Source organism: Pseudomonas sp. LF-5, from assembly GCF_037626295.1.
Classification (GTDB): Bacteria; Pseudomonadota; Gammaproteobacteria; order Pseudomonadales; family Pseudomonadaceae; genus Aquipseudomonas; species Aquipseudomonas monsensis.
The window spans coordinates 51,940-77,709 of the sequence record NZ_JARKMT010000006.1; the positions used below are offsets into that span (position 1 = coordinate 51,940).

General features: G+C 62.1%; 22 protein-coding genes. 10 read left to right on the forward strand and 12 right to left on the reverse strand.

Annotation, left to right across the window (positions count from 1 at the left end; translation table 11 throughout):
- Positions 1-49: 49 nt before the first annotated feature.
- Complete coding sequence (locus PseuLF5_RS18375; protein ID WP_123471071.1) at positions 50-490, forward strand: TadE/TadG family type IV pilus assembly protein; 441 nt, start codon at positions 50-52, stop codon at positions 488-490.
- Entirely contained in the window at positions 487-3,216 is a 2,730-nt protein-coding gene (locus PseuLF5_RS18380) for a PAS domain-containing sensor histidine kinase (RefSeq protein ID WP_340134256.1), read from the forward strand. Before PseuLF5_RS18375 ends, PseuLF5_RS18380 begins: the two co-directional genes overlap by 4 nt.
- Here the strand turns inward: PseuLF5_RS18380 and PseuLF5_RS18385 are convergent.
- The 5 genes from PseuLF5_RS18385 to PseuLF5_RS18405 form a co-directional block, all read right to left on the reverse strand.
- On the reverse strand, positions 3,213-5,201 hold the full coding sequence (locus PseuLF5_RS18385; protein ID WP_340134257.1) for a pilus assembly protein TadG-related protein: 1,989 nt from the start codon (positions 5,199-5,201) through the stop codon (positions 3,213-3,215). The genes PseuLF5_RS18380 and PseuLF5_RS18385 overlap by 4 nt on opposite strands.
- Before the next feature lie 214 nt (positions 5,202-5,415).
- Positions 5,416-5,973, reverse strand: coding sequence for a DUF4136 domain-containing protein (locus tag PseuLF5_RS18390; RefSeq protein WP_123471066.1), 558 nt, complete (start codon positions 5,971-5,973; stop codon positions 5,416-5,418).
- Between the two features lie 51 nt (positions 5,974-6,024).
- Complete coding sequence (locus tag PseuLF5_RS18395) at positions 6,025-6,639, reverse strand: DUF4136 domain-containing protein (protein ID WP_123471065.1); 615 nt, start codon at positions 6,637-6,639, stop codon at positions 6,025-6,027.
- 12 nt (positions 6,640-6,651) lie between these two features.
- Positions 6,652-7,401 (reverse strand): methyltransferase, encoded by a 750-nt coding sequence (locus PseuLF5_RS18400; RefSeq protein ID WP_340134259.1) that lies wholly within the window; start codon positions 7,399-7,401, stop codon positions 6,652-6,654.
- A complete protein-coding gene (locus PseuLF5_RS18405) occupies positions 7,401-7,703 on the reverse strand; it encodes a MazG-like family protein (RefSeq protein WP_123471061.1) in 303 nt (100 codons plus the stop codon). The genes PseuLF5_RS18400 and PseuLF5_RS18405 overlap by 1 nt, the downstream gene beginning before the upstream one ends.
- Before the next feature lie 165 nt (positions 7,704-7,868).
- On the opposite strand from PseuLF5_RS18405, the gene PseuLF5_RS18410 reads away from it, so the two are divergent.
- Both PseuLF5_RS18410 and PseuLF5_RS18415 read left to right on the forward strand, forming a co-directional pair.
- Positions 7,869-8,162, forward strand: coding sequence for a hypothetical protein (locus tag PseuLF5_RS18410; protein ID WP_115985475.1), 294 nt, complete (start codon positions 7,869-7,871; stop codon positions 8,160-8,162).
- Between the two features lie 817 nt (positions 8,163-8,979).
- Complete coding sequence (locus tag PseuLF5_RS18415; protein ID WP_340134261.1) at positions 8,980-10,329, forward strand: MATE family efflux transporter; 1,350 nt, start codon at positions 8,980-8,982, stop codon at positions 10,327-10,329.
- Here PseuLF5_RS18415 and PseuLF5_RS18420 read toward each other — a convergent pair.
- The 7 genes from PseuLF5_RS18420 to PseuLF5_RS18450 form a co-directional block, all read right to left on the reverse strand.
- Complete coding sequence (locus tag PseuLF5_RS18420; protein WP_340134263.1) at positions 10,323-11,198, reverse strand: alpha/beta hydrolase; 876 nt, start codon at positions 11,196-11,198, stop codon at positions 10,323-10,325. The two genes, PseuLF5_RS18415 and PseuLF5_RS18420, sit on opposite strands and share 7 nt — an antisense overlap.
- 12 nt (positions 11,199-11,210) lie before the next feature.
- A complete protein-coding gene (locus PseuLF5_RS18425; protein WP_340134265.1) occupies positions 11,211-12,005 on the reverse strand; it encodes a DUF4123 domain-containing protein in 795 nt (264 codons plus the stop codon).
- Complete coding sequence (locus PseuLF5_RS18430) at positions 12,002-13,339, reverse strand: type VI secretion system Vgr family protein (protein ID WP_340134266.1); 1,338 nt, start codon at positions 13,337-13,339, stop codon at positions 12,002-12,004. The genes PseuLF5_RS18425 and PseuLF5_RS18430 overlap by 4 nt, the downstream gene beginning before the upstream one ends.
- Positions 13,340-13,572: 233 nt before the next feature.
- A complete protein-coding gene (gene speA / locus PseuLF5_RS18435) occupies positions 13,573-15,486 on the reverse strand; it encodes an arginine decarboxylase (RefSeq protein ID WP_003221289.1) in 1,914 nt (637 codons plus the stop codon).
- 217 nt (positions 15,487-15,703) lie between these two features.
- A complete protein-coding gene (locus PseuLF5_RS18440) occupies positions 15,704-16,075 on the reverse strand; it encodes a translation initiation factor Sui1 (RefSeq protein ID WP_041068080.1) in 372 nt (123 codons plus the stop codon).
- Positions 16,076-16,383: 308 nt separating this feature from the next.
- Complete coding sequence (locus PseuLF5_RS18445) at positions 16,384-16,917, reverse strand: NUDIX hydrolase (protein WP_340134267.1); 534 nt, start codon at positions 16,915-16,917, stop codon at positions 16,384-16,386.
- Between the two features lie 3 nt (positions 16,918-16,920).
- On the reverse strand, positions 16,921-17,988 hold the full coding sequence (locus PseuLF5_RS18450) for a DUF2333 family protein (protein ID WP_123471051.1): 1,068 nt from the start codon (positions 17,986-17,988) through the stop codon (positions 16,921-16,923).
- Positions 17,989-18,423: 435 nt separating this feature from the next.
- Between PseuLF5_RS18450 and gcbA the strand changes: the two genes are divergently transcribed.
- The 6 genes from gcbA (at position 18,424) to prmA (ending at position 25,748) form a co-directional block, all read left to right on the forward strand.
- Positions 18,424-20,094, forward strand: coding sequence for a diguanylate cyclase GcbA (gene gcbA, locus PseuLF5_RS18455; RefSeq protein WP_123471050.1), 1,671 nt, complete (start codon positions 18,424-18,426; stop codon positions 20,092-20,094).
- A 953-nt stretch (positions 20,095-21,047) separates the two neighbouring features.
- The gene (locus tag PseuLF5_RS28245) at positions 21,048-22,091 is read left to right on the forward strand and encodes a methyl-accepting chemotaxis protein (RefSeq protein WP_429541752.1); all 1,044 of its coding nucleotides are present in this window, start codon (positions 21,048-21,050) and stop codon (positions 22,089-22,091) included.
- 241 nt (positions 22,092-22,332) lie between these two features.
- Positions 22,333-22,785 carry a type II 3-dehydroquinate dehydratase gene (aroQ, locus tag PseuLF5_RS18465; protein ID WP_123471047.1) on the forward strand — a complete coding sequence of 151 codons (453 nt, stop codon included), beginning with the start codon at positions 22,333-22,335 and terminating at the stop codon, positions 22,783-22,785.
- Between the two features lie 48 nt (positions 22,786-22,833).
- Positions 22,834-23,298: an acetyl-CoA carboxylase biotin carboxyl carrier protein gene (gene accB, locus PseuLF5_RS18470; RefSeq protein ID WP_103306135.1), complete on the forward strand. Its 465-nt coding sequence runs from the start codon at positions 22,834-22,836 to the stop codon at positions 23,296-23,298.
- A 17-nt stretch (positions 23,299-23,315) separates the two neighbouring features.
- Positions 23,316-24,674, forward strand: a complete 1,359-nt coding sequence (gene accC, locus PseuLF5_RS18475) for an acetyl-CoA carboxylase biotin carboxylase subunit (protein ID WP_045122275.1) — start codon at positions 23,316-23,318, stop codon at positions 24,672-24,674.
- A 195-nt stretch (positions 24,675-24,869) separates the two neighbouring features.
- Positions 24,870-25,748 carry a 50S ribosomal protein L11 methyltransferase gene (prmA, locus tag PseuLF5_RS18480; RefSeq protein ID WP_123471045.1) on the forward strand — a complete coding sequence of 293 codons (879 nt, stop codon included), beginning with the start codon at positions 24,870-24,872 and terminating at the stop codon, positions 25,746-25,748.
- Positions 25,749-25,770 lie beyond the last annotated feature (22 nt).

The window sequence follows — 25,770 nt, forward strand, 5'->3', positions numbered from 1 at the left end:
ATTGATTCTATGCTGACATTACGTAGTGATTGTCAGGGTAGACGCACTCATGAAAACCAACCTCCCCCGCAAGCAAAAAGGCGCCGTGGCCATCGAGTTCGCCCTGGTGTTCGTGGTGTTCTTCGCGGTGTTTTATGGCCTGGTGAGTTACAGCTTGCCGCTGCTGCTGATGCAGTCGTTCAACGAGTCCACCGCCGAAACGGTGCGCCGCAGCGTGGCGCTGGACCCGGCTACCGCCAACTACCCCACCGCGCTGACCACCCTCGCCCGCACCGAACTGACCCGGCAACTGGGCTGGCTGCCCGGGGCTCTGAACTTCAATGCCGCCACCGACAGCAGCATCACCTATGTCGGCGGATTGCTGACGGTGAGCATCAATTACCCCACCTCCAAGTTGAATCAGGCGCTGCCGTTTCTGGTACTGCCGGGAATCGGTACGGTGCCACGTCTGCCGGCGACGTTACGCGCCTCCTCGAGCCTGCAGTTTTGAGTCCCGGGGACACCTTGTTCGGGCGCCTGCTCAATCGACCGCCGGGAACGCCCGAGGCTACGGATCTGCCGCTCGTGCCGGGCGTCGGCCTGCAGGTGTATCTGGACGGTGAGGGCCACGTCGAACACCTGGGCGGCCCCGTGCGCCATGCCCTGCTGCGGTTGACGGCGCGTTCGGTCACGCACCTGACAGACTACCTGCTGCCCCACAGCGGCCTGGTGGTAGAAGGTCGGCCGCAGGACTGGCAAGGGCAAACTCTCGATCTGGATTTTTTCAGCCAGACCGGGCCGCCCCTGCATTTACGCGGCTGGGTTCAGCCTCAGGGTGATGGCTGGTTGCTGCACTTGCTCGACATCGGTGACCTGCTCGGCGAGCGGCGTCAGGCGCGCAGTCGCGAACAATGCCAGTGGCTCGCGGGGCAGATCCGCGAGCAACTGCGCCTGTGCAGTTTCACGCGCCTGGTGCAGGTGCTGGGCGAACAATTGCAACGCGTCAGTCAGTACTTGCACATCCCGTGTCTGGCGCTGGCGGTACTCGATGATCAGGAACAAGGCTGGCAGATCCATCAGCACTACTGCGCGCCCGGGGCGCCGCAGCTGTGGAGCCCGGCGCAAGGACTGGGGACCGCGCTGGACAGTCTGAACAGTGCGGCCCCGCAAGCCCTGCAGGCCAGCGTGCAGCCGCGCCTGAGCAGCGTGTTTGGCCCCAATCCGGGCTTTGCGGTGCCCTACTGTGATGCTCAAGGAGTCGCGGCCTGGCTGCTTTGCGCCAACTATGACGCCGGGCAACAGGCGCCAGACCTTGGCGATCGTGACTGGCTGGCACTGGCCACCGCCATCGCCGCGCCACTGCTGGAAAGTTTGCGCGAGCACCGCCATCAGCAACAACTGGAACGCCTGGAAGCGCTTCAGGCACTGCTCGGCACCGGATGGTGGGAAGTGTTCGACAGCGCCGAAGTGCAACTGGCCAGGTCGCTGGCCGACAGCCTGGGCCTGCCGGCAACTCGCCTGTCGCTGCAGGACTGGTTCGCCCGGGTGCACCCCGCCGATCGCGATGAACTGCGCAGTCAGCTGCAAGCCTTGCAGGATGAGGGCACACCGCTGGAGTTATGCGTGCGCCTGCAACCCTGCGAACAGGCGCAATTGCTGTGGTATCGGGTGCAGGGCCAGGCGCTGGGCATCGGTGCCGGACGCCGGCTCGTGGGGTTCATGCTCGACATCAGCGACATCAAGAATCAGCAGCAACAGGCCGCCGCCGCCCATGCGCGGCTGGACAACCTGATCGCCAGCTCACCGGCGGTGATTTATGTGCAGCGCTATGTCGAAGGCGCGCTGCAACCGACATTTTTCAGCGCCAGTCTGCAACCGCTGCTGGGCTGGAGTCTGGCCGACTGCAGCGATGGCGCACTGGTCGAACACGTGCATCCTGACGACCGCGCGGAGTATTTCCAGCGCACGCGACAATTGCTGCGCGAGGGCACGGTGAGCACGCGCTATCGGGTCCTCGACCGGCAAGGCCATGCACACTGGTTGCTCGATGAAGCCAAGCTGCTGCGCGACGACCTCGGCTTGCCGGTGGAGGCCGTGGGCCTGTGGCTGGATATCACCGAGGCGACGCTTGCCGCCGAGCAGGTACGGGCGAGCGAAGAACGCTACCGGATTCTGGTCGAGGATTCGCCGGCGATGATCTGTCGCTACCGTCCGGACCTGACCCTGATCTTCGGCAATCGGCCCCTGGCGACGTATCTGGAGTGCGCGCCGGAGCAGTTGCCCGGGGTCAACCTCGGCAGCTGGATGTCGGACGAACAGCGCGCAGCGTTCACCCAGCGTCTGGCGCAACTGACCCCGCAGGTGCCGGTGAGCACAGCCGAAGTCAATCTGCGCCTGCCAGGGCGTGAACATGCGTGGTGGGTCTGGTCGGATCGCGGCGTGTTCGACGAGCAGGGGCGCCTGCTCGAAGTGCAAGCGGTGGGCCGCGACAACACCGAGGTCCGCCGCTCGCAACAGCAACTCACGCAGAGCGCGAAAATGGCCACCCTCGGCGAAATGGCCACCGGTCTGGCGCACGAAATCAATCAACCGCTCAACGTGATGCGCATGGCCATCGTCAACGTGCTCAAACGCTTGGGCAACGGCGATGTGCAGGTCGATTACCTGACCGACAAACTCAACCGCATCGACGCCCAGGTCCAGCGCGCCGCGCGGGTGGTCGATCACATGCGGGTATTCGGACGCCGCTCGGAAATCGAACAACATCCGTTCAACCCACTCGAGGCCATCGACGGCACCTTGTCGCTGCTCTCGGAGGGCTTGCGCGGCAAAGGCGTGGAACTGCGGCTCAAGGAGTCGGACTTGCAGGTGCAGGTGCGCGGTTATGTCGATCAACTGGAACAGGTGCTGATCAACCTGATGGTCAACGCCCGGGATGCGCTGCTGAGCAAGCGCGAAGCCGATCGCGACTTCCAGCCGTGGATCGCGGTGTCCGCCGAGAGCGACGAGCATGTGGTGCGATTGTGGGTGGAGGACAACGGCGGCGGCATCGACCAACGCCTGCTGGAGCGGATTTTCGAGCCTTTTTTCACCACCAAACCGGTGGGCGTCGGCACCGGCCTGGGGCTGTCGGTGAGCTACGGCATCGTCGAAAACATGGGCGGACGCCTGAGCGTGCGCAATGGCGATGAAGGCGCACGCTTCTGCATTGAACTGCCGCTTGCCGTGGTCGACTAGATCGCCAGCATCGGTTGTCCGGGCGGCTTGCAACTGAGGTTGGCGCCGACGTCAACCTTGTTCAGGGTGATGCCGAGGTTGGCGAGCAAGCCGTCAAGAATCGGATCGAGCACCGGACTGAGCAGGTTGTCGATCACCACCCCCAGCGTGTTGTTCACCCCCGCCAGCACATCGGCGGTGGTGGTGAGCAAACCGCCCAACAGGCTGGAGCCGGTCGGTTTGTATGCCTGCACCTGAACCCCGGCCAACGTGCCCCGAAGGCTGTCGACCACGCCCTGGGTAGCAAAACTGTAGTACTGCGGCGGGGTTTTGATTTCCGGTGGCTGATTGTAGATGTGCGTGCTTTGGGTGGCGGCCACCGAGGTATCGACCTTCACCCCCAGACCACCGCCGTAGAACGGTTTGCGACTGTTCGGGTCACAGGTCGCCGAGCCGAGCCCCAGCAGCGGAATGGTACAGGTGACGACGCCGACGTCGATCAGCGCCAGCGGCTGCACAGTGATGTCTGCCGAGGACGAAAAGGCATTGGCGGTGTCGATCCTGCCGACCTTGAGCTTGACCAGCGACGAGTTGGTCTGGGTGGTCAGGGTCTTGGTCGCATCGCTGACGCAGGTGTAATCGGTGACATGGCTGTCGGCGGCCGCCACATCCAGTGCGATGTCGATGGTCGAGGTCGGGAGGATTTTCAGGTCGGTCCGCTGGCAGGTGCCTCCCAGTGTGCAGAACAACGAGTTCAAGGTGCCGGCGATGTTCAGGTGCAACAGGTTGTTCAGGGTATCGGTCAGCCCGCCCACCAGCGGCGTGCTGACAATCGCATTGGCCAGGCCGGTGACGCCGGTCAGCAATGGCAGGTTCAACGAAATCACTGTGCGGACTTGCGCGGTTCGCACGTAGATCCGGTTGGCGCCCATCGGGTCGGCCTTGGCCAGCGCCGGGTTACCGAACGCCGACAGTTGCGGCGGCTCGATGACCTTGACCTTGACCGAACCATTGACCAGCCCCGGAATGTTCAGCGGCACGCTCGCCACCAACGCATTCTGACTGTTGGCCAGTTGCACGAAGGCTTCCACCAACTGGAACACTTGAAGATTGGCATTGAGCGCCGAAGACGTGGCGCCGGTCTGCAATTGCAGCAGTTGCCCGAGCACCACCGAGGTATTGCCGACCACCGCTCGCAGCCCGACCAGACCGTCGACGGCCACACTGGCCGTGTTGCCGCCCTGGGTCAGCACGTTGATGGCGGTGTCGATCAGTTGCGTCAGCTGGATGTTCTGGCCGAGCAGTTGCGTGTAATTGCCGGCTTGAACGTTGACGTCCAGTGCCAGCTGATTGAGGTAGCTCAGCACATTGATATTGGTGTTCACCAACCCCTGCCAGCCCGCCACACTCAGGTTGAGATTACCGCCGAGCATCTGCCCGATCAGTGCATTGAGGGCTGCCGATTTGCTGGCGTCGATGGTCAGCGCCGTGGTGCCGAGGGTCAGTTGTGCGATCGGTGGCAACACCGCATAAGTACCGACGGCGGTGGCCGTAAGGCGTGTGGTCGGGGACACCGAACCCGGTGTGAACAGGGCGTAGAGGGCGGCGGCGACGCTGGTTGGCACCACGCGGGTGGCAACCACGCTGATGGCTTGCTTTTGCGCAGCGTTCGCGGTGAACGTCCGCAGGTTGTTCGCTCCGGTCTGCACGGTGCCGCAGGTCACAGTCAGGGTTGTCTCCGAGCCCACCGTGAAGTCGTTGCGCGCAGCACTCGCGGTGGCGTAAGTGGCAGCCGTTGTGCCCGCCAGGCAATCGCCCTGGCGCGATACCGCTTCCAGGGCCGCCACATCCACCACGCGCTGCAGGCGACGCTGTTCCATGTACAAGCGGCCGCTGTCGACCACCAGCACCATGCACACCAGGGCCAGTCCGAGTGTCAGCGCGGCCATCAGACCGATCGCCCCGCGTTGCCGGGTGCGGCCTTTGAAACGAGAACGGGGCGACATGGCGCACTCCTTTGCCGGCCCACTGCCGGGCGCTGCCTCCATGGGTGCAATTGAGTGTAGTAGCCACTACTGGCAACGCGCCATTCCATACACCGCAAAACCCTGTAGGAGTACGCCTGCTCGCGACAACGGCGGCACATTCAACAACAAAGTGCCAGACAGACCGCCATCGCCAGCAGGCTCGCGCCTACAGGGGAGTTGTTTTTATGCCGTCTTAGCGCGGTGGATAGTTGGCGAGGATCCGCCCGACCGTTTCGCGAATCGCCTTGCTGCGCTCCTGCGGATTCGGCGAGCTGCTGAGCATTTGCTCGTCACTGCCACGCCAGACCAGTTTGCCGTCCTTGCCGTCGAGCAGATCAATCTGGATGGTCGCGACCTTATAAGTGATGTTGCGCGTTTCGTTGTACATCGGCGCGCCCCAGTAACCGTTCCACGGGCCACCCCAACCACCGCCGTAGTTGGTCGTCACTTGCTGCTGACGATCTTCGACGATCAGGTAGGCCTGCACATTCAAATCGCCCCTGGCACCCGCGGCGGCCGGACGCAAGCCACGTTGATCGAGCTGATCGGCAACCGACTGGCGGATACGCTGCTCGGTCAGGTCGCTCTTGATTCGCGGATCATCGGGACGATATTGCAGGGCGGGCTCTTTCCAGCCCCAGCTGCGGTAGGCAGCGAAATCGCGGCTGGCATCAAAATCATGGTTGACCTGGTTGGCGGCGCAGGCGCTGAGCAGCGCGGCCATGGCCAGTAAAGCGAGACGGCGGAACATGGCATTTCTCCGGTGGAAGACATGACCCTGCGAAAAAGGCTGACTTGAAGATTAGCTCGGTGGATACGTCGACATGGCTTTTTCCAACGCCTCGCGAATGGCATCGGTGCGCACGAGCTGGCTGCCCTGGTTGGCGGTTTCGGCACTGGCGCTCCACACCGGTTGACCGGTGCCGGCGTCGAACAGATTGACCTGCACCACCACGACCTGCTCCTGATACGTGCGCACAATCGGTACCGTGTTGTACATGCCGTAGCCGCGGCCATAACGATCGTAGCCGCCGTAGCCACTGCCGTAATAACCATAGTCGTCCTGCACCTGACGCAAACGGGTTTCCAGGCGCAGATTGGCGCTCACCAGCAGATCGGCCGGACGCTTGTCGTGCAACGGGCGCAAGCCGCGCTGATCCAGCGCATTGCTCACTGCTTCGGCCACTTGTGCCGAGTCAGCCCACGCCGTGCCCGGCGGCAGTTGGCCGTTGAGCCAGGCCCAACTGCGGTAGCGCCCGTAATCCCGTGGCGGTGCCGGGTACGCGCTGCGATCAAAGGTGTTGGCCGCTTGCGCTGGCGCGGGGGGCAAGGGCCGCGACTGCGCCACGTAAGGGTTGCTGCCCTGGCAGGCAGCCAATCCCAGACACATCAGCAATAATCCGGATTGAGCTTTCATGTCGCGCTCCGATCAGATCGGCCGGCAGATCCAGTGCAAGTAACGCCCAAGCCCGGCGAAGCTTGGGTGACGACGGTGGGCGAGCTCCATTTCCAGCAAGTCCACCAGTTCGGCGCGGGCCTGGAATTCCAAAGGCATGTAGTCGTGGAAAACCCGGATCCCGCTTTGCGTTTCGACCTGCCACAAGCCGGCGAGTTGCGTGGCCAGTTCCCGCGGATCCAGCGGCTGCTGAGGCGTCAGGCTCTGCTTTTCGCCGGCCAGGCTGTTCTTGCGCATTTTCTTGAAATGGCCTTTGAGCAGGTTGCGATAGATCAAGGCATCGCGGTTGTAGAACGCCAGCGACAACCAGCCGCCGGGCCTGGTCAGTTGATGCAGCACCGGCAGAATCGCATGGGGTTCGGCCAGCCATTCGAGTACGGCGTGGCAGATTACCAGATCATACGGTTCGGTGAGTTGACCGAGCAGTGCCTGCCACGGTGCCTGGATGAATGTCGCGGTCTGCCCGGCCTCGGCGAAACGCTGGCGGGCGCCTTCGAGCATCGGCTCGGCAGGTTCCGTGAAGGTCACGTCATGCCCGCGTTCGGCCAGCCACAATGACATGTGGCCGAGGCCGCCACCGATATCGAGCACCCGCAGCGGCCGATCCGGCAGCGCTTCAGCGAGGTCGGCCTGCAACACCGCGAGGCGAATCGCGCCTTTGGCGCCGCCGTAGATTTTCTCGGCGAACCGCGTCGCCAACTGATCGAAATGCCGGTCGCTCATCAGCTGAACCGCCGTTCGCTGTCGGCGAGCTTGGCGCGCACCACTTCGTTCATGTCCAGGCCCAGTTCACTGCACAGCAATAACAAATACAGGACGATATCGCCGACTTCCTGCCCGGCATGCGCCAGTGTGTCCGCCGGCAACTGGCGCGACTGGTCTTCGCTCAGCCACTGGAAAATCTCCACCAATTCGGACATCTCGACGCTGGCGGCCATGGCGAGGTTTTTCGGGCTGTGAAATGGTCGCCAGTCATTACGGTCGCGAATGGCGTGCAGGCGTTCGGTCAATTCAACAAGGTTCATCGGGCTCTCCTGAAGGCGTATAGCTTCGGGGGGATACGTCCCGAAGGCAAGCGGCGCGCTGCGCTTTTGGTGGGAGCGGGCTTTAGGCAAACCCTCTATAGTTGCAGGGAACTCGGCCACCTCCGCTGCGGCCCAAGGCTCAGCTCTTTTCATCAGGATGCACACATGCAGGTAGAAAGCTTTTTCGAATGGCTCGGCCAGGCACTCGGCTCGATCATCCGCTTCATCGTCGATGGGCTCAGCGGCTTGTTCAACATTCTGAGCAACGCCGGCGGCAATTTCGTCGATGGGCTGGCCAGGACGCTGGGCATGGACACCTCGATCATCAGCATCCTCGCGCTGATTGTCGGCTTGATGCTGTTGTGGTCAGCGATCCGTGCGTTCATGAATGCGTCGATCATTGCCGGGATCATCTGGTTGCTGCTGGGGTTGTGGTTACTGAGCTGGATTATCCATTAACGCCTTCAAAAGCCCCTCACCCTAACCCTCTCCCGGAGGGAGAGGGGACTGACCGGAGTGTTTTCGAGAAGTACACCGACTTGCAATACCGCGTCGAACTCCGGTTTTGAAAACGCCAGAGGTCGGCTCACTCTCCCACCGGGAGAGGGGACTGACCGGGGTGTTTTCAAGAAGTACACCGACTTGCAATGCCGCGTCGAACTGCGGTTCTGAAAACGCCAGAGATCGGCGCCCTCTCCGACCGGGAGAGAGGACTGACCGGAGTGTTTTCGAGAAGTACACCGACTTGCGATACCGCGTCGAACTCCGGTTTTGAAAACGCCAGAGATCGGCTCCCTCTCGCAACGGGAGAGGGGACTGACCGAAGTGTTTTCGAGAAGTACACCGACTTGCAATACCGCGTCGAACTCCGGTTTTGAAAACGCCAGAGATCGGCTCCCTCTCGCAGCGGGAGAGGGGACTGACCGAAGTGTTTTCGAGAAGTACACCGACTTGCAATGCCGCGTCGAACTCCGGTTTTGAAAACGCCAGAGATCGGCTCCCTCTCCCTCCGGGAGAGAGGACTGACCGGAGTGTTTTCGAGAAGTACACCGACTTGCGATACCGCGTCGAACTCCGGTTTTGAAAACGCCCTCACCCCAGCCCTCTCCGACCGGGAGAGAGGACTGACCGGAGTGTTTTCGAGAAATACACCGACTTGCAATGCCGCGTCGAACTCCGGTTTTGAAAACGCCAGAGGTCGACTCCCTCTCCCTCCGGGAGAGGGCTGGGGTGAGGGTCGCTTCTACCGCTACAATGCAGCTCCCAAGGAGCCCGCATGTCCAACCTGATTGCCGACTGGCGCGACCGCCCGACTCACCGCAAGGTCTGGGCGCTTGCCGCGCCGATGATTCTTTCCAATATTTCCGTGCCACTGGTGGCGCTGGTCGACAGCACTGTCATCGGTCACTTGCCCCATGCCCATCAATTGGGGGCGGTGGCGGTCGGCGCCAGCCTGTACACCTTTCTGGCCTGGGCCATGGGGTTTCTGCGCATGGGCACCACCGGGTTTGCCGCACAGGCTGCCGGGCGCAGCGATGGCGCGGCGTTGCGGCAGATTCTGTTGCAGGGCTTGTTGCTGGCGATGGGCCTGGCGCTGGTGCTCGGCACCCTCGGCGTGCCATTGAGCGAGGTCGCGTTGCACTTCATGCAGCCGTCGGCCGAACTCGATCAACTGACCCGCGACTTCTTTCACACCCGGTTGTTCGGCCTGCCGGCCGCGCTGGCCAGTTATGCGCTGGTCGGCTGGTTCCTCGGCACCCAGAACGCCCGCGCACCACTGGCGATTCTGCTGAGCACCAACCTGATCAACATCGCCCTCAACCTGTGGTTCGTCATTGGCCTGGAATGGGGCGTGGTCGGTTCGGCTCGGGCTTCGGTGATCGCCGAATGGAGCGGCGCCCTGCTCGGCCTGTGGTTGACCCGTGGCGCCTTGCGCGCCTATCCCGGGTACATCGCCTGGGCCGCGTTGAAGCTGTGGCACAGCTGGCGCCCGCTGCTGGCGGTCAATCGCGACATTTTCATCCGCAGCCTGGCCCTGCAATCGGTGTTTTTCATCATCACCGTGCAAGGCGCGCGGCTGGGCGATGCGACCGTCGCCGCCAATGCGCTGCTGCTCAACGGCCTGCTGCTGACCGCCCATGCGCTGGATGGTCTGGCCCATGCGGTCGAAGCCTTGTGCGGCCACGCCATCGGTGCTCGTGATCGCCTCGCGCTGCGCCGTTCGCTGGTGGTGGCCGGTGGCTGGTCACTGATCGCCAGCCTGGGGTTTGCCGCATTGTTTCTGTTGGCCGGGCACTTGTTCATCGAAATGCAGACCAACATCCAGAACGTACGCGACACGGCGTTCATCTACCTGCCGTATCTCGCCGTGCTGCCGTTGATTGCGGTCTGGAGCTACCTGCTCGACGGCCTGTTCATCGGCGCCACCCGCGCCCGGGAAATGCGCAACGGCATGCTGCTGACCATCGCCCTGCTGTTGCCGTTTGCCTGGGCGTTGCAAGGGCTGGGCAATCACGGGCTGTGGATCTCTTTCCTGCTGTTCATGGTCCTGCGCAGCCTGACCCTCGGTGGCATCGCCCTGTGGCTGCGACGTCACGACGGCTGGTTCAGCGGCGGTGTTCACTGAGCCGGCGTGTGCTTGACGAATGACACCACCTGGTCGAGCACCGGCGCCAGACGCCGAAGCGGTCGTGACAGGGTTGCCACCAGCGTCACATGACTGGGCCGCGAGTAGTACAGGTCCTGAACCGGCACGCCCGCCTCGCGCAGTTTGCGTGCCAGGCCTGCGGTGTTGCGCGTCGGGTTGACCAGAGTGTCCCGGGTCGCGGCGATCAGCAGCGCCGGGGGTTCGCCCCGCCTGACATGGTTGATCGGTTGCGATTGCGGCGGTGAGTCCGGCCAGAAAAACACCGGGCGCACGTCGGCATTCTTGATTGGCAGAAAATCATAAGGGCCGGCCAGGCCGATCCAGCCGCTGAGGTCTTTCGACGACATGCCCACCGCCCCCAGCAGGCTTGGGTCAAGCGCCAGCATCGCCGCGTTGTAGGCCCCGGAACTGTGGCCCATCAGGTACAGGCGCTGCGGGTTGCCGGAGAACGCGCGTATGTGTGCCCGGGTCCAGGCCACCGCCTGCGCCGAGTCCTCGAGAAACAGCGGATAACGCACTTGCGGGTACAGTCGATAATCCGCCAGCACCGCGACGATTCCCCGCGACGCCAGGGCCTCGCCGACAAAGGCGTAATCGCCGCGATCGCCGCTGTTCCAGCTGCCGCCGTAGAAAAACACCACCACCGGCGCCCCTTCCAGTGGCTGGCGTGGCATGTACACGTCGAGTTTCTGCCGTGGATCGGCGCCATAGGCAATGCCGGCGGTTCGGTGGAAGGTGTCGTTGGGGGTCAGCGCATTCAGCAGCCTGACCGGTGAACACCCTGTCAGCACCATCAGCAGGAGCCCGCCGAGGACTGTGCCGAACCACTGCCGCGAAGGATTTGCCATGGACGCCTTACCTCACGTTTGATCTTTCTGCCAGTACCGCCGCACGTGGTCGAGCCGCTCCTGCGCGGTCAGCGCGCGCGGAAAGTCTGGCAGTTCCGCCCGGGGATGCTGCAAGCGTAACCACAACCAGGCATCCAGCACCGTCCGCTCGCTGAAACCCAGGGCCAGACCTTGCTGAACATGGGAGGCCATGCACACGTAATCGGTTCCCATCGCTCGGCTCCAGCGCCAGATGTGCTGTTCCAGCAGGCACGTCTGCAACCGCTCGCGCTGACGATACGTGAGGCTTTGTTCGATCCCCAAGGGTTCGACCGGCCACTGCGGATTGCGCAATTGCTGCCAGCCTTGACTGCCGATCGCCCGATCGGGCCAGGTGCCGCCGAACCAGCGCAACCGGCGGATCGGCCCCAGCCAGCGACTCAGCTCGGCGGCATCGCAGGCGTCGAAGAAATAGCTCGCGGTCTGGCGGTTGTAATAGCCGAGCAAGGCCCGGTGATTGCGGCCGAACGAAACCGTCAGCATGCGCCGCAGGTGACTCAACAGCAGTTGCTCCGAGGCATCTGAGTCGAGCAGCAGCCCGCGCCAGGTAAACGGATCGTGGTGACACAACGCTGCCAACGCGCTTTGAGCCTGTAAGTCGACCAACACCGGGCCCACGTCGCTGACCGGTTGAAACTCGGTGCCCTCGAATAATTGCCAGCGGCGCACCGCGACGAAGCTCTGGCGCAATACCGCCAGGGCACGGGGCGCGTCGGGACCGTCGAGCAGCAACCACCGCGCAGGTGGCTCAAGCGCCGCGCCGCTCATGGTGCGCCGCTCTGGTCCAGCGAAGCGAGCAACCGACAGCTGCACACCGACGCCGGACAATGCTGGTAACTGCCACCACCGGGCACCAGACACAACAGCAACATCGGTTCCGCCGACTTCAGCCATTGCGCAAACCCGGCACTGGGCAGTTCGTCAGCAAAAACCGGCTCGTCTTCTTCGTTGTCGTCGGCAAGTGCCGGTTCCAGCAATACCCCGCTGATCACGGGTTGATCCGGGTCGCCCTCAAGAAAACTCACCACCACCTCGACACCTTCACGCAGGGTCGCCAGCGAGGTCGCGTTCAGCGACGGGGCGAGCGGCAGCCAGCAATGGCTCGCGGCGGCACCTTCGCCTTGATAGAGCCAGTCGAACTGCACCGCCACCGGTCGCGAATGATCCGGGCGCGGCTCGTCAACCGACACCACCCAGGCCCGTTGCAGACTGTGCATCGGCGGCCTGAGCCGGGCGGTAGCGGCAGGCGCCAGCATTTGCGCGACGCCCGCGATGCGATTGCTGTAGGGCGGTTCAGCGCCAGTATCGGCGCGATGTTCGATCCGGCTCAGCAGCCAGTGCCGGTTGCACTCGGCAAAGGGATGGCCGTGCAGCGACAGCCACTGCCCGCTGCGCAGGGCCGACAGATCCGATTGCCCCTCAGCCGTGCGCAACGCCGGGGCAGTCTCGCCGCCGGCTCGTGTGCCCGCCTGCAGTTGCCAGCGACGTACTGCCGGCGATTTGCCGAGGTGATCGAAGGACGCCGCGCCAGCTCCGGGCAATTGCCTGGGGTCATCGCCGAAGACCAGGCAATGCCCGTCACGCCCATGCTCGAAGTAGTAGTGGATGTGCGCCTGCGCGCACAGACGCTGGACAAATTGCAGATCAGACTCGCGGTACTGAGTGCAAAAGGCGCGTGGCGGATAGTCGCCATGCAGGTCAAACCGGCATTGTGCACCGACAATTCCATGCTCCTTGAGGACCTGCATCAAAATCTGCGGCACCGAACGGCCGCTGAAAATCCGCTGACTGAAACGCAGCGCCAGACAACTCAGCTTCGGCCCCAGCGAAACACGACATAACCGCAACCCCTCGCCGTGCTCGTACTGGACCACACGCAGCAACTGACCATTCAGGCCTGCGCGCAATGGGCCGAACTGCAGGAAGGCGCAGCGGTACAACAGACCGGCAAGGTCCAGGTGCGGGTCAGCGATCAACAGGTCGATGTCAAAGGCAAAGGGCTCGCTGATGCCCTCACTTCCGGTAAAGGCCAGAACTTCGAAGGGGTCGGACAGACCCGCTACATCGAGACGAAAGGACGGCTCGTTGACTGGATCGAACATAGGCGGATCTCTACAGGAGGGGCGGTCGGGGATTCTCGCCGAGAGCCATGGCCGAGTAGAGTGCCGAAGTTCAACTTAGGAAATGACCTACGCGAAAAGCAGACCAGATGACTTTGCTGGCTGAGGTAGCCAGGTTTTTCGCGCGGATTTGGAGAAATGTCCCACCGGATCATCTGAAGTTTCCGCTGTAAGCGGAAAAACTTCAGACAACCCGGTGAGCAGGCAACCTGGCCTCAGGAAGACAGGTAGGAGGAGCGGGTCAGGCCCAGGCGCAAGGCATCGAGGAACTGCGTGCGTTCGCTGGCACTGATGCGGGCACTGGCGCACTTGTCGCGGTAGTGAGTCATCAGTTCTTCCGGCGACAAGTGCACGTAACGCAGCATGTCTTCGATGGTGTCGTGGGTTTCGATACCGGCGTGGTACACGCTGCCATCGGCGTTCTGATAGATGTTCACCGAATCGGTGTCACCGAACAGGTTGTGCATGTCGCCGAGGATTTCCTGATAGGCGCCGACCAGGAACACGCCCAGCAGGTAATCTTCACCTTCATTCAAACCGTGCACCGGCAGGCTGGTCTCGATGCTCTGCTCGTCGACGTACTGGTTGATCTTGCCGTCGGAGTCGCACGTCAGGTCCTGCAGGACCGCACGACGCAGCGGCTCTTCATCCAGACGATGCAGCGGGATGATCGGCAGGACCTGGTCGATCGCCCAGGTGTCCGGCAGGCTCTGGAACACCGAGAAGTTGCAGATGTACTTGTCGGCCAGCTTGTCATTGAGTTCGTCGAGCACCTGACGGTGCGAACGCTGACGCGCCTTCAGCGAGTTGTGCAGACGGCGGCACACGGCGAAGTAGCATTGCTCGGCCAGGGCTTTTTCGGCCAGGGTCAGCTTGCCGTCGGCGTACTGCGACGCCACGTCGCTCATGTAGTGGGTGGCGCGCCAGTAGGTTTCGGTGACCATTTCGATGTCGGTCGGGCCGAGCAGGTCGACCAGCCACTGCACGGTTTCCGGCAGGTTTTCCTTGTTTTCGATCAGCGGGATTTCGTCGTTGTGTTTCTCGACGTCGGTCACCTGCACCACCAGCATCGCGTGGTGCGCGGTCAGCGAGCGGCCGCTTTCGGAGAAGATGTGCGGATGCGGCAGGCTCTGCGCGTCGCAGAATTCCTTGAGCATGCCGACCACGACACCGGCGTAGTCGTCCATGTCGTAGTTGATCGAACTGGCATTGCGCGAGTGGGTACCGTCGTAGTCGACCCCCAGACCGCCGCCGACGTCGATGTGATCGACCGGCAGGCCAAGGTTGCGCAACTCGCCGTAGTAACGGATCGCTTCCTTGAAACCGTGCTGGTAGTCAGCCAGGTTGGCGATCTGCGAGCCCATGTGGAAGTGCAGCAGGCGAATGCCCTGATCCAGGCCAGCCGCGCGGAAACGCTCAACCACCGACAGCAGTTGTGCTGCCGACAGACCGAACTTGGACTTCTCGCCACCGGTGTCTGCCCACTTCGACGAGGCCAGCGACGACAGGCGCACGCGCAGGCCGACCTGTGGCTTGACCTTCAGCGAAGCGGCTTCTTCGATCACCAGGCCGACTTCGGATTCTTTCTCGATCACGATGAACACGTTGTGGCCGAGCTTTTGGCCCATCAGCGCCAGACGGATGAACTCGCGGTCCTTGTAACCGTTGCAGACGATGGTGCCGCCCTTCGGCGCCAGTGCCAGCACCGCCAGCAGCTCTGGCTTGGAGCCGGCTTCCAGACCGATGGAAACGTTCTGGGTGGCGATGATGTTCTCGATTACCGCTTCTTGCTGGTTGACCTTGATCGGGTACAACGCGGTGTACTTGCTCTGGTACTCCAGGCGCTCGATGTTCGAGTCGAAGGCACCGGTCAACTGACGGACGCGGTCTTGCAGGATGTCGGGGAAACGAACCAGCAACGGCAAGGACAAACCGCTCTTGCGCAGTTGATCGACTTGTTCGAACAGGTCGATAGGCGAGCTGCTCGGGCCGTTCGGACGAACTTCGACGCGACCGGCGTCATTGATCGCGAAATACCCGGCCCCCCAATGGCGAATCCCGTAAACACTGCGGCTGTCCGCAACTGTCCATTGGCTGCCATCGTCTTTACGTGTGCGTCGTACGGACATCGAAGTCCCCTATAAAGAAGTCATAGTGCGTCGCCTGATCGCAGGCCGGCGCAGTCTAAAGAATGAAAATGACGATTCGTCAGCGCGGCGGTAGACCGCACTGACCGCGTGTAGTTTAGAAACCGGTATGAACAGGCTCTGTGAAAACCATGGAGACGACGCCGGCGCTGAACATTGCAGAACCGGATCAAGCCGCAGGTGGTTTTCACAGAGGCTGCTAGCCGCCGGACTTCTTCGCCTTGAAACCGTGCTTGATCAACTCGGCCAAGAGTAGCTCGACATGATCGCCCTGGATTTCGATGACCCCGTCCTTCAACGCCCCGCCGGTGCCACAACGTTTTTTCAACGTTGTCGCCAGCTCTTTGAGCGCGTCTTCGGCCAGTGGCACGCCGGTGATGGTGGTCACCGTCTTGCCGCCACGGCCCTTGCTCTCGCGACGCACGCGGGCAATGCCGTCCCCGGCCGGGATCACGGTTTGTTTGCAGATACAGGCGTCCACCGGCTTACTGCATTCCGGGCAATGACGACCTGCGTCGGTGGAAAATACCAGACCGCCCAGGGCGGCGAAGGATGCGGCTTTTTTGGCCACCGGCAATCCTCTTCGGAGGACAAAGACTGATCGCAACCTTGGGCAAGGTTATCGACCGCGAAGCCCCACTCAGGCAGGGGCAGCGCTACTGCATCGGTAAAACGCCAGATGTCGGAGCTGTCGAGTGAAACGAGGCTGCGATCTTTTGATTTCGACGCCAAAACAAAAAATCAAAAGATCGCAGCCTGCGGCAGCTCCTACAAAAAGCAATCGCGGTGCAGCTTGAAAAGGTCGCGCAGTGTAACGGCAAAATTCCCGATTGCTAAGTGCCAATCGGCGCCAATTTATGAGTTCTTTGCGACGTCGCTTTACTGCGCTTTCAAATAGCGTCGCAAAGCCGCCAGAGAGTCCGGGCAGTAAGGTTTCTGCTCGATTTCGCGCATCACCTGTTCGACCGGAATGAAGCGCGCTTCCAGCACTTCTTCCGGCTGAAGCTTCAGCGGGCCATCCCACACGGCGGAAAATGCCGAACACCAGAGACGGTTGTCGGTGTCCTCGAAGAAGAAATGGTCATGGGCGGTGAGTTCAACCCCGCTCACGCCCAGCTCCTCTTCCAGCTCGCGGGCCGCCGATTCGGCGTAGCTCTCGTCCGCCTGCACCATACCGCCCGCCGCCACGTCCCAGTAACCGGGATAGATGGCTTTGCTCAACGTGCGACGGTGCACGCAAAGGTCGCCGGCGGAATTGAACAACATGATGTAGGTGCCCCGGCCGATCAGCCCGCGCTCGCGCAAGTCGGCCCGCACCAGGGCGCCGAGCAGGTTGTCCTGTTCGTCGACCCAGGCGATCTGTTCGGCATCCGAGGCGGCGCGATGGGCCGCCTCTTTGGCGTTCTGACTCATGAATCAGCCCTGATTGAGCAATTGACGCAGGTCGATGACGGCAGCGTTGGCCCGGGAAATATAGTTGGCCATGACCAGCGAGTGGTTGGCCAGCACGCCGAAGCCGCTGCCATTGAGAATCATAGGACTCCAGACCGGTTCCTGCGAGGCTTCCAGCTCACGGATGATCTGGCGCACGCTGACCGTGGCGTTCTTCTTCGCCAGGACGTCGGCGAAGTCGACTTCGATCGCACGCAGCAGGTGCGACAGGGCCCAGGCCTGACCGCGCGCCTCGTAGAACACGTTGTCGATCTGCATCCACGGAGTCTCGACGACCTCCTCGTCAACCTGCGGCACTTCACCGATGGCCGGGACTTCGGTTTTCAGCGCAGTGTTGAGTTTGACCCGGCCGACGCTGGCCGACAGGCGTTGCGACAGCGACCCCAGGCGGGTGCCGACATCGCCGAGCCAGTTGTTCAGGTTGTCGGCGCGGGCATAGAACAGCGCGTTTTTCTGGGTTGGATCGGACAGGCGAGCCTGATAGCGGCTCAGGGAATTGATACCTTCCTGATACTCCGACTCACTCGACGGCAGGATCCAGCTCTTGTTGTCGAAGTTGAAACGCGGCTCGGCCTTGGCCAGATCGGCATCTTCAGCCGACTGCGACTGCGAACGGGCAAAGTCTTTGCGCAGGGCACGGGTCAGGTCGCGCACCTGCACCAGCACGCCATATTCCCAGCTCGGCGTGTTGTCCATCCACAGGCCCGGCGGGAAGCGGTCGTTGGAAATGTAGCCGCCCGGCTTGTTGAGCAAGGTGCCGGCAACGGTCTTCAGGGTTTCGACGGTGGTGTAGCCGATCACCATCTGCTTGCCTTCTTTCTCGGCCGCTACCTGAGCATTTTGCGCCACAGGAAACAGTGCCGGCTCCTGACTCCAGTACCAGCCCAGGCCAATGGTCACCAACAGATAAATGCCGACCAGAGTGGCCAGCGCACGGCTGAACAACAGCCCGCCGACGTAGCTGCGGGTGGCCGACTTGGGCTCGGCGGCACGTTCAGGCGCGCTGCCCGCGCGGTTTTTCCAGTCCAGCATGGCGATATCCTTTCAATTACTTGGGTTCAACAGTTCGACCACAACCATACAACAACGTGCCGGGGCCGGGCACCCGCGAGTATAGATAAGCCGCAAATTGCGTGAGCGGATGTCGCCTCTGTCAGATATAGGGGAATCCCTGAGGGCAGTTCCCCTACCCACACAGCCCAGGGCACTGAAAACACCGGCAAGGCACATTCATCGTGCGGCTGTGCGCCACCCGGAACCGCCGTCCGAATCGCCGCCAACCGCAGAGCAAGCGCCCTGCCGGCAGGGGCCTGAACGACGTGCAGGTCGAAAATAAAACCAATCGGTCAGAAACTGAATGGCGTCCCATTGCAGATTATTGACGTGCGACACGCGTCTAAGGGAAAAGAGGTGCTAGCATAGAGCCACCAGTCGATCTCAGCATGCAGCCTAACTAGTAGTCAGGATATGACCGAGCCAGAAGACCCCAGCCGTGAGCGTCTCAAGCACCACTTTGCCCAGCGGGTAATTCATCAGGCACGTCAGATTCTTGAGATATGGCAGCGCCTGCAACGCAGCGAATGGTCCACCGTCGACCTCGCCGAGCTGAGCGAGGCCAACCTGCGCCTGCTGCGTTTTGCCGAGCGTTTCGAGCAGCCTGAACATACCCAGCTCGCGCACCACATCAGCCAGTCGCTGGAAGCGGTGGATGCCAATCGCGGGCGCCTGAGCAGCGGCCTGATCACCGACCTCAATCGCCTGATGCAGCGTCTGTCGCGCACGGGCCTGCGCCACGGCGATCAACTCGACCAGACCTTTCTGCCGCCGCTGCGCAAACCGATCTACGTGATGCTGCAAGACCACGACCGCGCCGAGCGGCTGGCCAAGCAACTGGAGTTTTTCGGTCTGAGCGCGCAGGCGCTGGACAGTGTTGCGGCGTTTCGCTCTTCGATGGTCGAGCGTTTGCCAGCGGCAATTGTGATGGACGTGGACTTCAGCGGCGCCGGCGTCGGCCTGAAACTCGCCGCCGAAGCTCAGGTCGGTCTGGAGCAACCGCTGCCTTTATTGTTCTTCAGCCTGCACGAAACCGATACGCCGACCCGCCTTGCCGCCGTGCGCGCCGGTGGCCAGGAATTCCTCACTGGCACCCTCGAAGCGTCGAGCCTGCTGGAAAAGATCGAGGTGTTGACCTGCGTCGCCCAGTACGAACCTTATAAGGTGCTGATCATCGACGACTCGCGCGCTCAGGCCTTGCACACCGAGCGCCTGCTCAACAGTGCCGGGATCGTCACGCGCACCCTGATCGAACCGATTCAGGCGATGGCCGAACTGGCGGATTTTCAGCCGGATCTGATCATCCTCGACATGTACATGCCGGCCTGCACCGGCACCGAGCTGGCCAAAGTGATTCGTCACAACGATCGCTATGTCAGCGTGCCGATCATTTACCTGTCGGCCGAAGACGACCTGGACAAGCAACTCGACGCCATGAGCGAGGGCGGCGACGACTTCCTGACCAAACCGATCAAGCCGCGACACCTGATCACCACCGTGCGCAACCGCGCCGCCCGCGCCCGCAATCTGAAAGCACGGATGGTCCGCGACAGCCTCACCGGCCTGTACAACCACACGCATATTCTGCAGTTGCTCGAAGACTGCTCGTTCCGCGCCCGCCGCGAGAACAAGCCTTTGAGCTTTGCCATGCTCGACATTGACCACTTCAAACGGGTCAACGACAGCCACGGCCACCCGATGGGCGACCGGGTGATCAAAAGCCTGGCACTGTTCCTCAAGCAGCGGTTACGCAAGACCGACTTCATTGGCCGTTACGGCGGCGAAGAGTTCGCCATCGTAATGCCCGACACCGACATCGAAGCTGCGCACAAAGTGCTCGACGAAATCCGCCAGCGTTTTGCCGAAATCCACTACCCGGCCCAGCCGCAGGATTTGTGGTGCACCTTCAGCGCCGGTGTGGTGGAGATGAGTGATGACTCCGACAGCCTGATGATGGCCAGCCAGGCCGACGAGGCGCTGTACCGCGCCAAGGATGGCGGACGCAATCGGGTGCAGACCGCGCGGGAGTCAAAGCAAAGTGCCACTTTTTCATCGGAATCCACTGATTCGGTCATAACCCTGTAACAGAAACGCAATAAATTCAGGCGCTTACCATTCTGCCGTTGGTAGCCGTCATGCGCCTGAAGTTGCTCACCAATCTCAATACTCTGCTGCTGGTCGCCGTGTGCGTGGCCCTGGGTGCCACGTTGTGGTGGTCGCAAAAAGCCCTGGAGCGCCCGTATCTGTTGATGGAGCGCTACCTGGGGCTGTCGCAGCAATTTCAGAATGACGTGGCGCGCAACGTCGAGGATTACCTGGCCAGCGGTGATGCCCTGCGCCTGAGCAGCGCCAGTCAGGCCATCGAAGGTTTGCAGAAAGAACTCGGCGAACTGCCGCCGGCGCTGGCCGACACCTTGCGCCCGAGCCTGTCGAGCCTGGAAGAATTCAGCAAAACCGACCTGCTCGCCGCCGGCAAACTGGCCGGTGATCCGCAGGCCCTGCTGTTGCAGGCCGAGCGCGAGTTGAGCGCCAGCCTCGACCAGTTCAACACTTATGCCAACGGCAACGCGACTTATCTGACGCCCCTGCTGGCCGCGTCGCAGCACTTGGGCAAACTGTCACTGGCGCGGGACAAACTGGTCAGCAGCGGGCGCAGTGAGCTGGCCGCCGATGTCGAGCGTGAAGTCAGCAATATCCGCACCCAGGCCCAGGCCCTTGATGCCCTGCCCCTGCTGGGCGTGGTCGCCAAAAACGAATCCGGCAGCGATGACTTCGCCGCGATGATGGGTATCGAAAGCACAGAAAAAGCCGTCGCCGAAGACGCCGGCGTCGGCCTCAAACGCGAACTCAACAGCCTGCTCGGCCGCTATCCGGCGGAGCTTGCGCGCACCCGCGAGCAGATCCAGAAGCGCACCGACCTGAGCACCGCGACCCATCTGAAAATCGCCGCAGTACAGCAAGCCATTGCCGGGCTGGAGCCGGTGGTACGTGCTCAGCACGGGCATATCCAGGGCGAAGTGCGCCTGATGCAAGGCGTGATGATCGGTCTGATTCTGCTGATCGCGCTGTTGATCGACACGCTGCAGCGACGCCTTTCGCGCACCCTGACCAACCTCGCCCCGGCCCTGTCGACCTGGGCCGAAGGCGATTTCAGTCGCGACATTCGTCTGGGCAAGACCAACCGCGAACTGCACGACATCGAAGCGTCGCTCAATCGGCTGCGCGCCTATCTGGTGGACCTGGTCGGGACGATTCGCGGCAACGCCGAACAAGTCGCCGGCAGTAGCCGCACCCTCGCCGAACTGAGCAACGACTTGCACAGCGGCGCCGAGCATCAGGCCGGTGACACCGCGCTGATCCGCGACTCCCTCAGTGAGCTCGAAGCGACCATTCAACAAGTCGCTGGCGATGCACGCCAGGCTGCGGATGCCAGCCGCCATGCCGGGATTGCCGTCGAGCACGGCCAGACGGTTATCGGGCAAAGCCTGACCGGATTGCACGCGTTGGTAGGTGAAGTCCAGGGTAACGCGCAAATGATCGAGCACCTGGCCGAAGAGTCGGCAACCATCGGTGGTGTGCTGACGGTGATCCGCTCGATTGCCGACCAGACCAACCTGCTGGCGCTGAACGCGGCGATTGAAGCGGCCCGTGCCGGGGAAATGGGTCGCGGGTTTGCCGTGGTGGCCGAGGAGGTCCGTTCGCTGGCGCAGCGTACCGCCGGGGCAACAGCGGAAATTCAAACGCTGATCGCCGGCCTGCAAGCCGCCGCCCGGCAATCGGTCGAAGGTATGCGCGCGCAGGTCGAACACGCCGAGGCCACGGCCAATCAGGCGCAAGCGGCGGATGGTGCGCTGGATAAAATCGTCGGGGCGATCCAGACCATTTCCGACACCGCGATCCGCATCGCCGATGTCACCGCCCAGCAGAGCGGCGCGGTCAGCGAGATTCGCGATCACAGCGAGCGGATTCATCAGTTGGGTGGGGATAATCTGGTGCGTATCGGCCGCGGGCGTGAGCAGGGTGAGAATCTGTTGGTGTTGGGTGGGCAATTGCATACGGCCGTACAGGCGTTTCGCGTCTGACAAATTGCCTTCGCGAGCAAGCTCGCTCCCACATTGGAATGCATACCCCTGTGGGAGCGAGCTTGCTCGCGAAGGTGTCAGTCCAGACACCACAAGTGACCGGATCAAATCACTTGGTCACATATTTCGCGCAAACATCGGCCATCGTGCTGGCTATTGCATAGAACTGGACAGTCATAAAGTCTTTGCGGCATAGTCGCCGGGTTCTGACGACTGCTCATTCATAACAAGGACAACGCAGATGGCAACCTTACTGGTCCTGCACGGCCCCAACCTGAACCTGCTCGGCACCCGCGAACCCGGCACCTACGGTTCCACGACGCTGGCGCAGATCAATCAGGATCTGGAACGCCGCGCCCGTGAAGCCGGCCATCATCTGCAATATCTGCAAAGCAATGCCGAGTACGAATTGATCGACCGCATCCACGCCGCACGCGGCGAAGGCGTCGATTTCATTCTGATCAATCCAGCAGCTTTTACACATACAAGTGTTGCATTACGTGACGCGCTGCTGGGAGTGAGCATCCCATTCATCGAAGTGCATTTGTCCAACGTGCACAAACGCGAACCTTTCCGCCATCACTCTTACTTCTCCGATGTAGCGGTGGGAGTGATCTGCGGCCTTGGCGCCAGCGGTTACCGACTGGCCCTGGAGGCTGCGCTAGAACAGCTTGAAACACAGGCAACGGCTTGAACTACAAGCGTTAAACGCCCCTGACCGACCCTTGGGAGTTGATGATTCATGGATATCCGTAAAGTTAAGAAATTGATCGAATTGCTGGAAGAGTCCGGCATCGACGAGCTCGAGATCAAGGAAGGCGAAGAGTCCGTACGCATCAGCCGTCACAGCAAGACCCCGGCTCAGCAGTACTACGCGCCGGCTCCGATGCAAGCGCCGGCCGCTGCACCTGCCGCCGCTGCTGCTCCGGTTGCTGCCGCAGCCCCGGCTGCCGCTGCTGCGCCAGCGCTGAACGGCACTGTTGCCCGTTCGCCGATGGTCGGCACCTTCTATCGCAAATCTTCGCCAACCTCGCCGTCCTTCGTTGAAGTCGGCCAGACCGTGAAGAAAGGCGACACCCTGTGCATCGTCGAAGCCATGAAGATGATGAACCACATCGAAGCTGAAACCAGCGGTGTGATCGAATCCATCCTCGTCGAAGACGGCCAGCCGGTTGAGTACGACCAACCGCTGTTCACCATCGTTTGAACTGCGGAGAGCCTTTGATGACTGCGAAGTTGGAAAAAGTTCTGATCGCTAACCGCGGTGAGATCGCCCTGCGGATTCTGCGTGCCTGCAAAGAGATGGGCATCAAGACCGTCGCCGTTTACTCCAAGGCCGACAAAGAGCTGATGCACCTGGGTCTGGCAGACGAATCCGTCTGCATCGGCCCGGCGTCTGCCGCTCAGTCCTACCTGCACATCCCGGCCATCATCGCTGCTGCTGAAGTGACTGGCGCTACCGCCATTCACCCAGGCTACGGTTTCCTCGCGGAAAACGCCGATTTTGCCGAGCAGGTCGAGAACTCCGGCTTCGCCTTCATCGGCCCGAAAGCCGACACCATTCGCCTGATGGGCGACAAGGTATCGGCCAAGCACGCGATGATCGAAGCTGGCGTACCGACCGTTCCAGGTTCCGACGGCCCGCTGCCGGAAGACGAAGAAACGGCATTGCGCATCGGTCGTGAAGTCGGCTACCCGGTGATCATCAAGGCCGCTGGCGGCGGCGGTGGTCGCGGCATGCGCGTGGTGCACAAGGAAGAAGACCTGATCGCCTCGGCCAAACTGACCCGCTCCGAAGCTGGCGCGGCGTTCGGCAACCCGATGGTCTATCTGGAAAAATTCCTCACCAATCCACGTCACGTCGAAGTGCAGGTACTGTCCGACGGCCAGGGCCACGCCATCCATCTGGGCGACCGTGACTGCTCGCTGCAGCGTCGTCACCAGAAGGTTCTCGAAGAAGCGCCGGCACCGGGCATCGACGAGCAGGCGCGCCAGGAAGTACTGGCTCGTTGCGTCAAGGCGTGCATCGACATCGGTTACCGTGGCGCCGGCACCTTCGAGTTCCTCTACGAGAACGGTCGTTTCTACTTCATCGAAATGAACACCCGTGTTCAGGTGGAGCACCCGGTTTCGGAGATGGTCACCGGTATCGACATCGTCAAGGAGATGCTCAGCATCGCCGCTGGCAACAAGCTGTCGTTCACCCAGGATGACGTGGTTATCCGCGGTCACTCGCTGGAGTGCCGGATCAACGCTGAAGACCCGAAAACCTTCATGCCGAGCCCGGGCACGGTCAAGCATTTCCACGCCCCGGGTGGCAACGGCGTTCGCGTCGATTCGCACCTGTACAGTGGCTATGCCGTTCCGCCGAACTACGACTCGCTGATCGGCAAGCTGATCACTTACGGCGCCACCCGCGACGAAGCCATGGCACGCATGCGCAATGCCCTGGACGAAATCGTGGTTGACGGGATCAAGACCAACATCCCGCTGCACCGCGATCTGACCCGCGACGAAGGCTTCTGCAAAGGGGGCGTGAACATTCACTACCTCGAGCACAAGCTGGCTGGCGAGAAGCACTAAGCTTCAGCCCGCACCAGACAAAGCCGCCTTCGGGCGGCTTTGTTGTTTCTGCAGATTACATACCCCCCTGCAGGCTCACGCCGACAAGGGAATGGCGTTTCAAGTCTCTCCCACAAACGGCGCGCGCTCGCGTAAACTTGCGCGCTTCTCGCTGGCCGCTAGGCTGCAATCAATATTTTTTCAAAGGTGCCCGCCATGCCTTGGCTGCAAGTACGCCTCGCCATCAGCCCGGAACAAGCCGAAACCTACGAAGACGCTTTCCTTGAAGTGGGCGCCGTGTCGGTGACCTTCATGGACGCCGAAGATCAGCCGATCTTCGAGCCGGAACTCAACACCACCCCGCTGTGGGCGCACACGCACCTGCTGGCGCTGTTCGAAGGCGGCACCGAGCCTGAACCGGTACTGGCGCACCTGGAACTGCTGACCGGCAGCCCGCTGCCCGAGCACCACAGCGAAGTCATCGAAGATCAGGACTGGGAACGCAGCTGGATGGACGGTTTCCAGCCGATGCGTTTCGGCCAGCGCCTGTGGATCGTGCCGAGCTGGCACGCGGCGCCGGAACCTGACGCGGTCAATCTGCTATTGGACCCGGGCCTGGCGTTCGGCACGGGCACACACCCGACCACCGCGCTGTGCCTGGAATGGCTCGACGGCCAGGACCTGAAAGACTGCAACGTGCTCGACTTCGGTTGCGGTTCGGGAATTCTGGCGATTGCCGCCCTGCTGCTTGGCGCCAAAGAAGCCGTCGGCACCGACATCGACGTACAGGCGCTGGAAGCCTCGCGCGACAACGCCGGGCGCAACAATATTGCCGACGAACTGTTCCCGCTGTACCTGCCGCAAGACCTGCCGCAGGTCAAAGCCGATGTGCTGGTCGCCAACATTCTCGCCGGCCCGCTGGTTTCGCTGGCGCCGCAGCTGTCCGGGCTGGTCAAGTCCGGTGGACGTCTGGCGCTGTCGGGCATCCTCGCCGAACAAGGTGATGAAGTGGCCGCCGCTTATGCACAGGACTTTGATCTCGACCCGATCGCCAATCGCGATGGCTGGGTGCGCATCACCGGCCGTCGGCGCTAATATGTCCGCCTGCATAATCCGG

Bases quoted from the DNA above. Each gene is read 5' to 3' on its own strand.
- PseuLF5_RS18410 (WP_115985475.1), top strand. From the start codon at position 7,869: ATGCAGGTAGAAAGCTTTTTCGAATGGCTCGGCCAGGCACTCGGCTCG.
- aroQ (WP_123471047.1), top strand. From the start codon at position 22,333: ATGGCAACCTTACTGGTCCTGCACGGCCCCAACCTGAACCTGCTCGGC.
- gcbA (WP_123471050.1), top strand. From the start codon at position 18,424: ATGACCGAGCCAGAAGACCCCAGCCGTGAGCGTCTCAAGCACCACTTT.
- prmA (WP_123471045.1), top strand. From the start codon at position 24,870: ATGCCTTGGCTGCAAGTACGCCTCGCCATCAGCCCGGAACAAGCCGAA.
- PseuLF5_RS18415 (WP_340134261.1), top strand. From the start codon at position 8,980: ATGTCCAACCTGATTGCCGACTGGCGCGACCGCCCGACTCACCGCAAG.
- PseuLF5_RS18405 (WP_123471061.1), bottom strand. From the start codon at position 7,703: ATGAACCTTGTTGAATTGACCGAACGCCTGCACGCCATTCGCGACCGT.
- PseuLF5_RS18420 (WP_340134263.1), bottom strand. From the start codon at position 11,198: ATGGCAAATCCTTCGCGGCAGTGGTTCGGCACAGTCCTCGGCGGGCTC.
- PseuLF5_RS18425 (WP_340134265.1), bottom strand. From the start codon at position 12,005: ATGAGCGGCGCGGCGCTTGAGCCACCTGCGCGGTGGTTGCTGCTCGAC.
- PseuLF5_RS18430 (WP_340134266.1), bottom strand. From the start codon at position 13,339: ATGTTCGATCCAGTCAACGAGCCGTCCTTTCGTCTCGATGTAGCGGGT.
- PseuLF5_RS28245 (WP_429541752.1), top strand. From the start codon at position 21,048: ATGATCGGTCTGATTCTGCTGATCGCGCTGTTGATCGACACGCTGCAG.
- PseuLF5_RS18450 (WP_123471051.1), bottom strand. From the start codon at position 17,988: ATGCTGGACTGGAAAAACCGCGCGGGCAGCGCGCCTGAACGTGCCGCC.
- PseuLF5_RS18385 (WP_340134257.1), bottom strand. From the start codon at position 5,201: ATGTCGCCCCGTTCTCGTTTCAAAGGCCGCACCCGGCAACGCGGGGCG.
- PseuLF5_RS18445 (WP_340134267.1), bottom strand. From the start codon at position 16,917: ATGAGTCAGAACGCCAAAGAGGCGGCCCATCGCGCCGCCTCGGATGCC.
- PseuLF5_RS18390 (WP_123471066.1), bottom strand. From the start codon at position 5,973: ATGTTCCGCCGTCTCGCTTTACTGGCCATGGCCGCGCTGCTCAGCGCC.
- accC (WP_045122275.1), top strand. From the start codon at position 23,316: ATGACTGCGAAGTTGGAAAAAGTTCTGATCGCTAACCGCGGTGAGATC.
- accB (WP_103306135.1), top strand. From the start codon at position 22,834: ATGGATATCCGTAAAGTTAAGAAATTGATCGAATTGCTGGAAGAGTCC.
- speA (WP_003221289.1), bottom strand. From the start codon at position 15,486: ATGTCCGTACGACGCACACGTAAAGACGATGGCAGCCAATGGACAGTT.
- PseuLF5_RS18375 (WP_123471071.1), top strand. From the start codon at position 50: ATGAAAACCAACCTCCCCCGCAAGCAAAAAGGCGCCGTGGCCATCGAG.
- PseuLF5_RS18395 (WP_123471065.1), bottom strand. From the start codon at position 6,639: ATGAAAGCTCAATCCGGATTATTGCTGATGTGTCTGGGATTGGCTGCC.
- PseuLF5_RS18400 (WP_340134259.1), bottom strand. From the start codon at position 7,401: ATGAGCGACCGGCATTTCGATCAGTTGGCGACGCGGTTCGCCGAGAAA.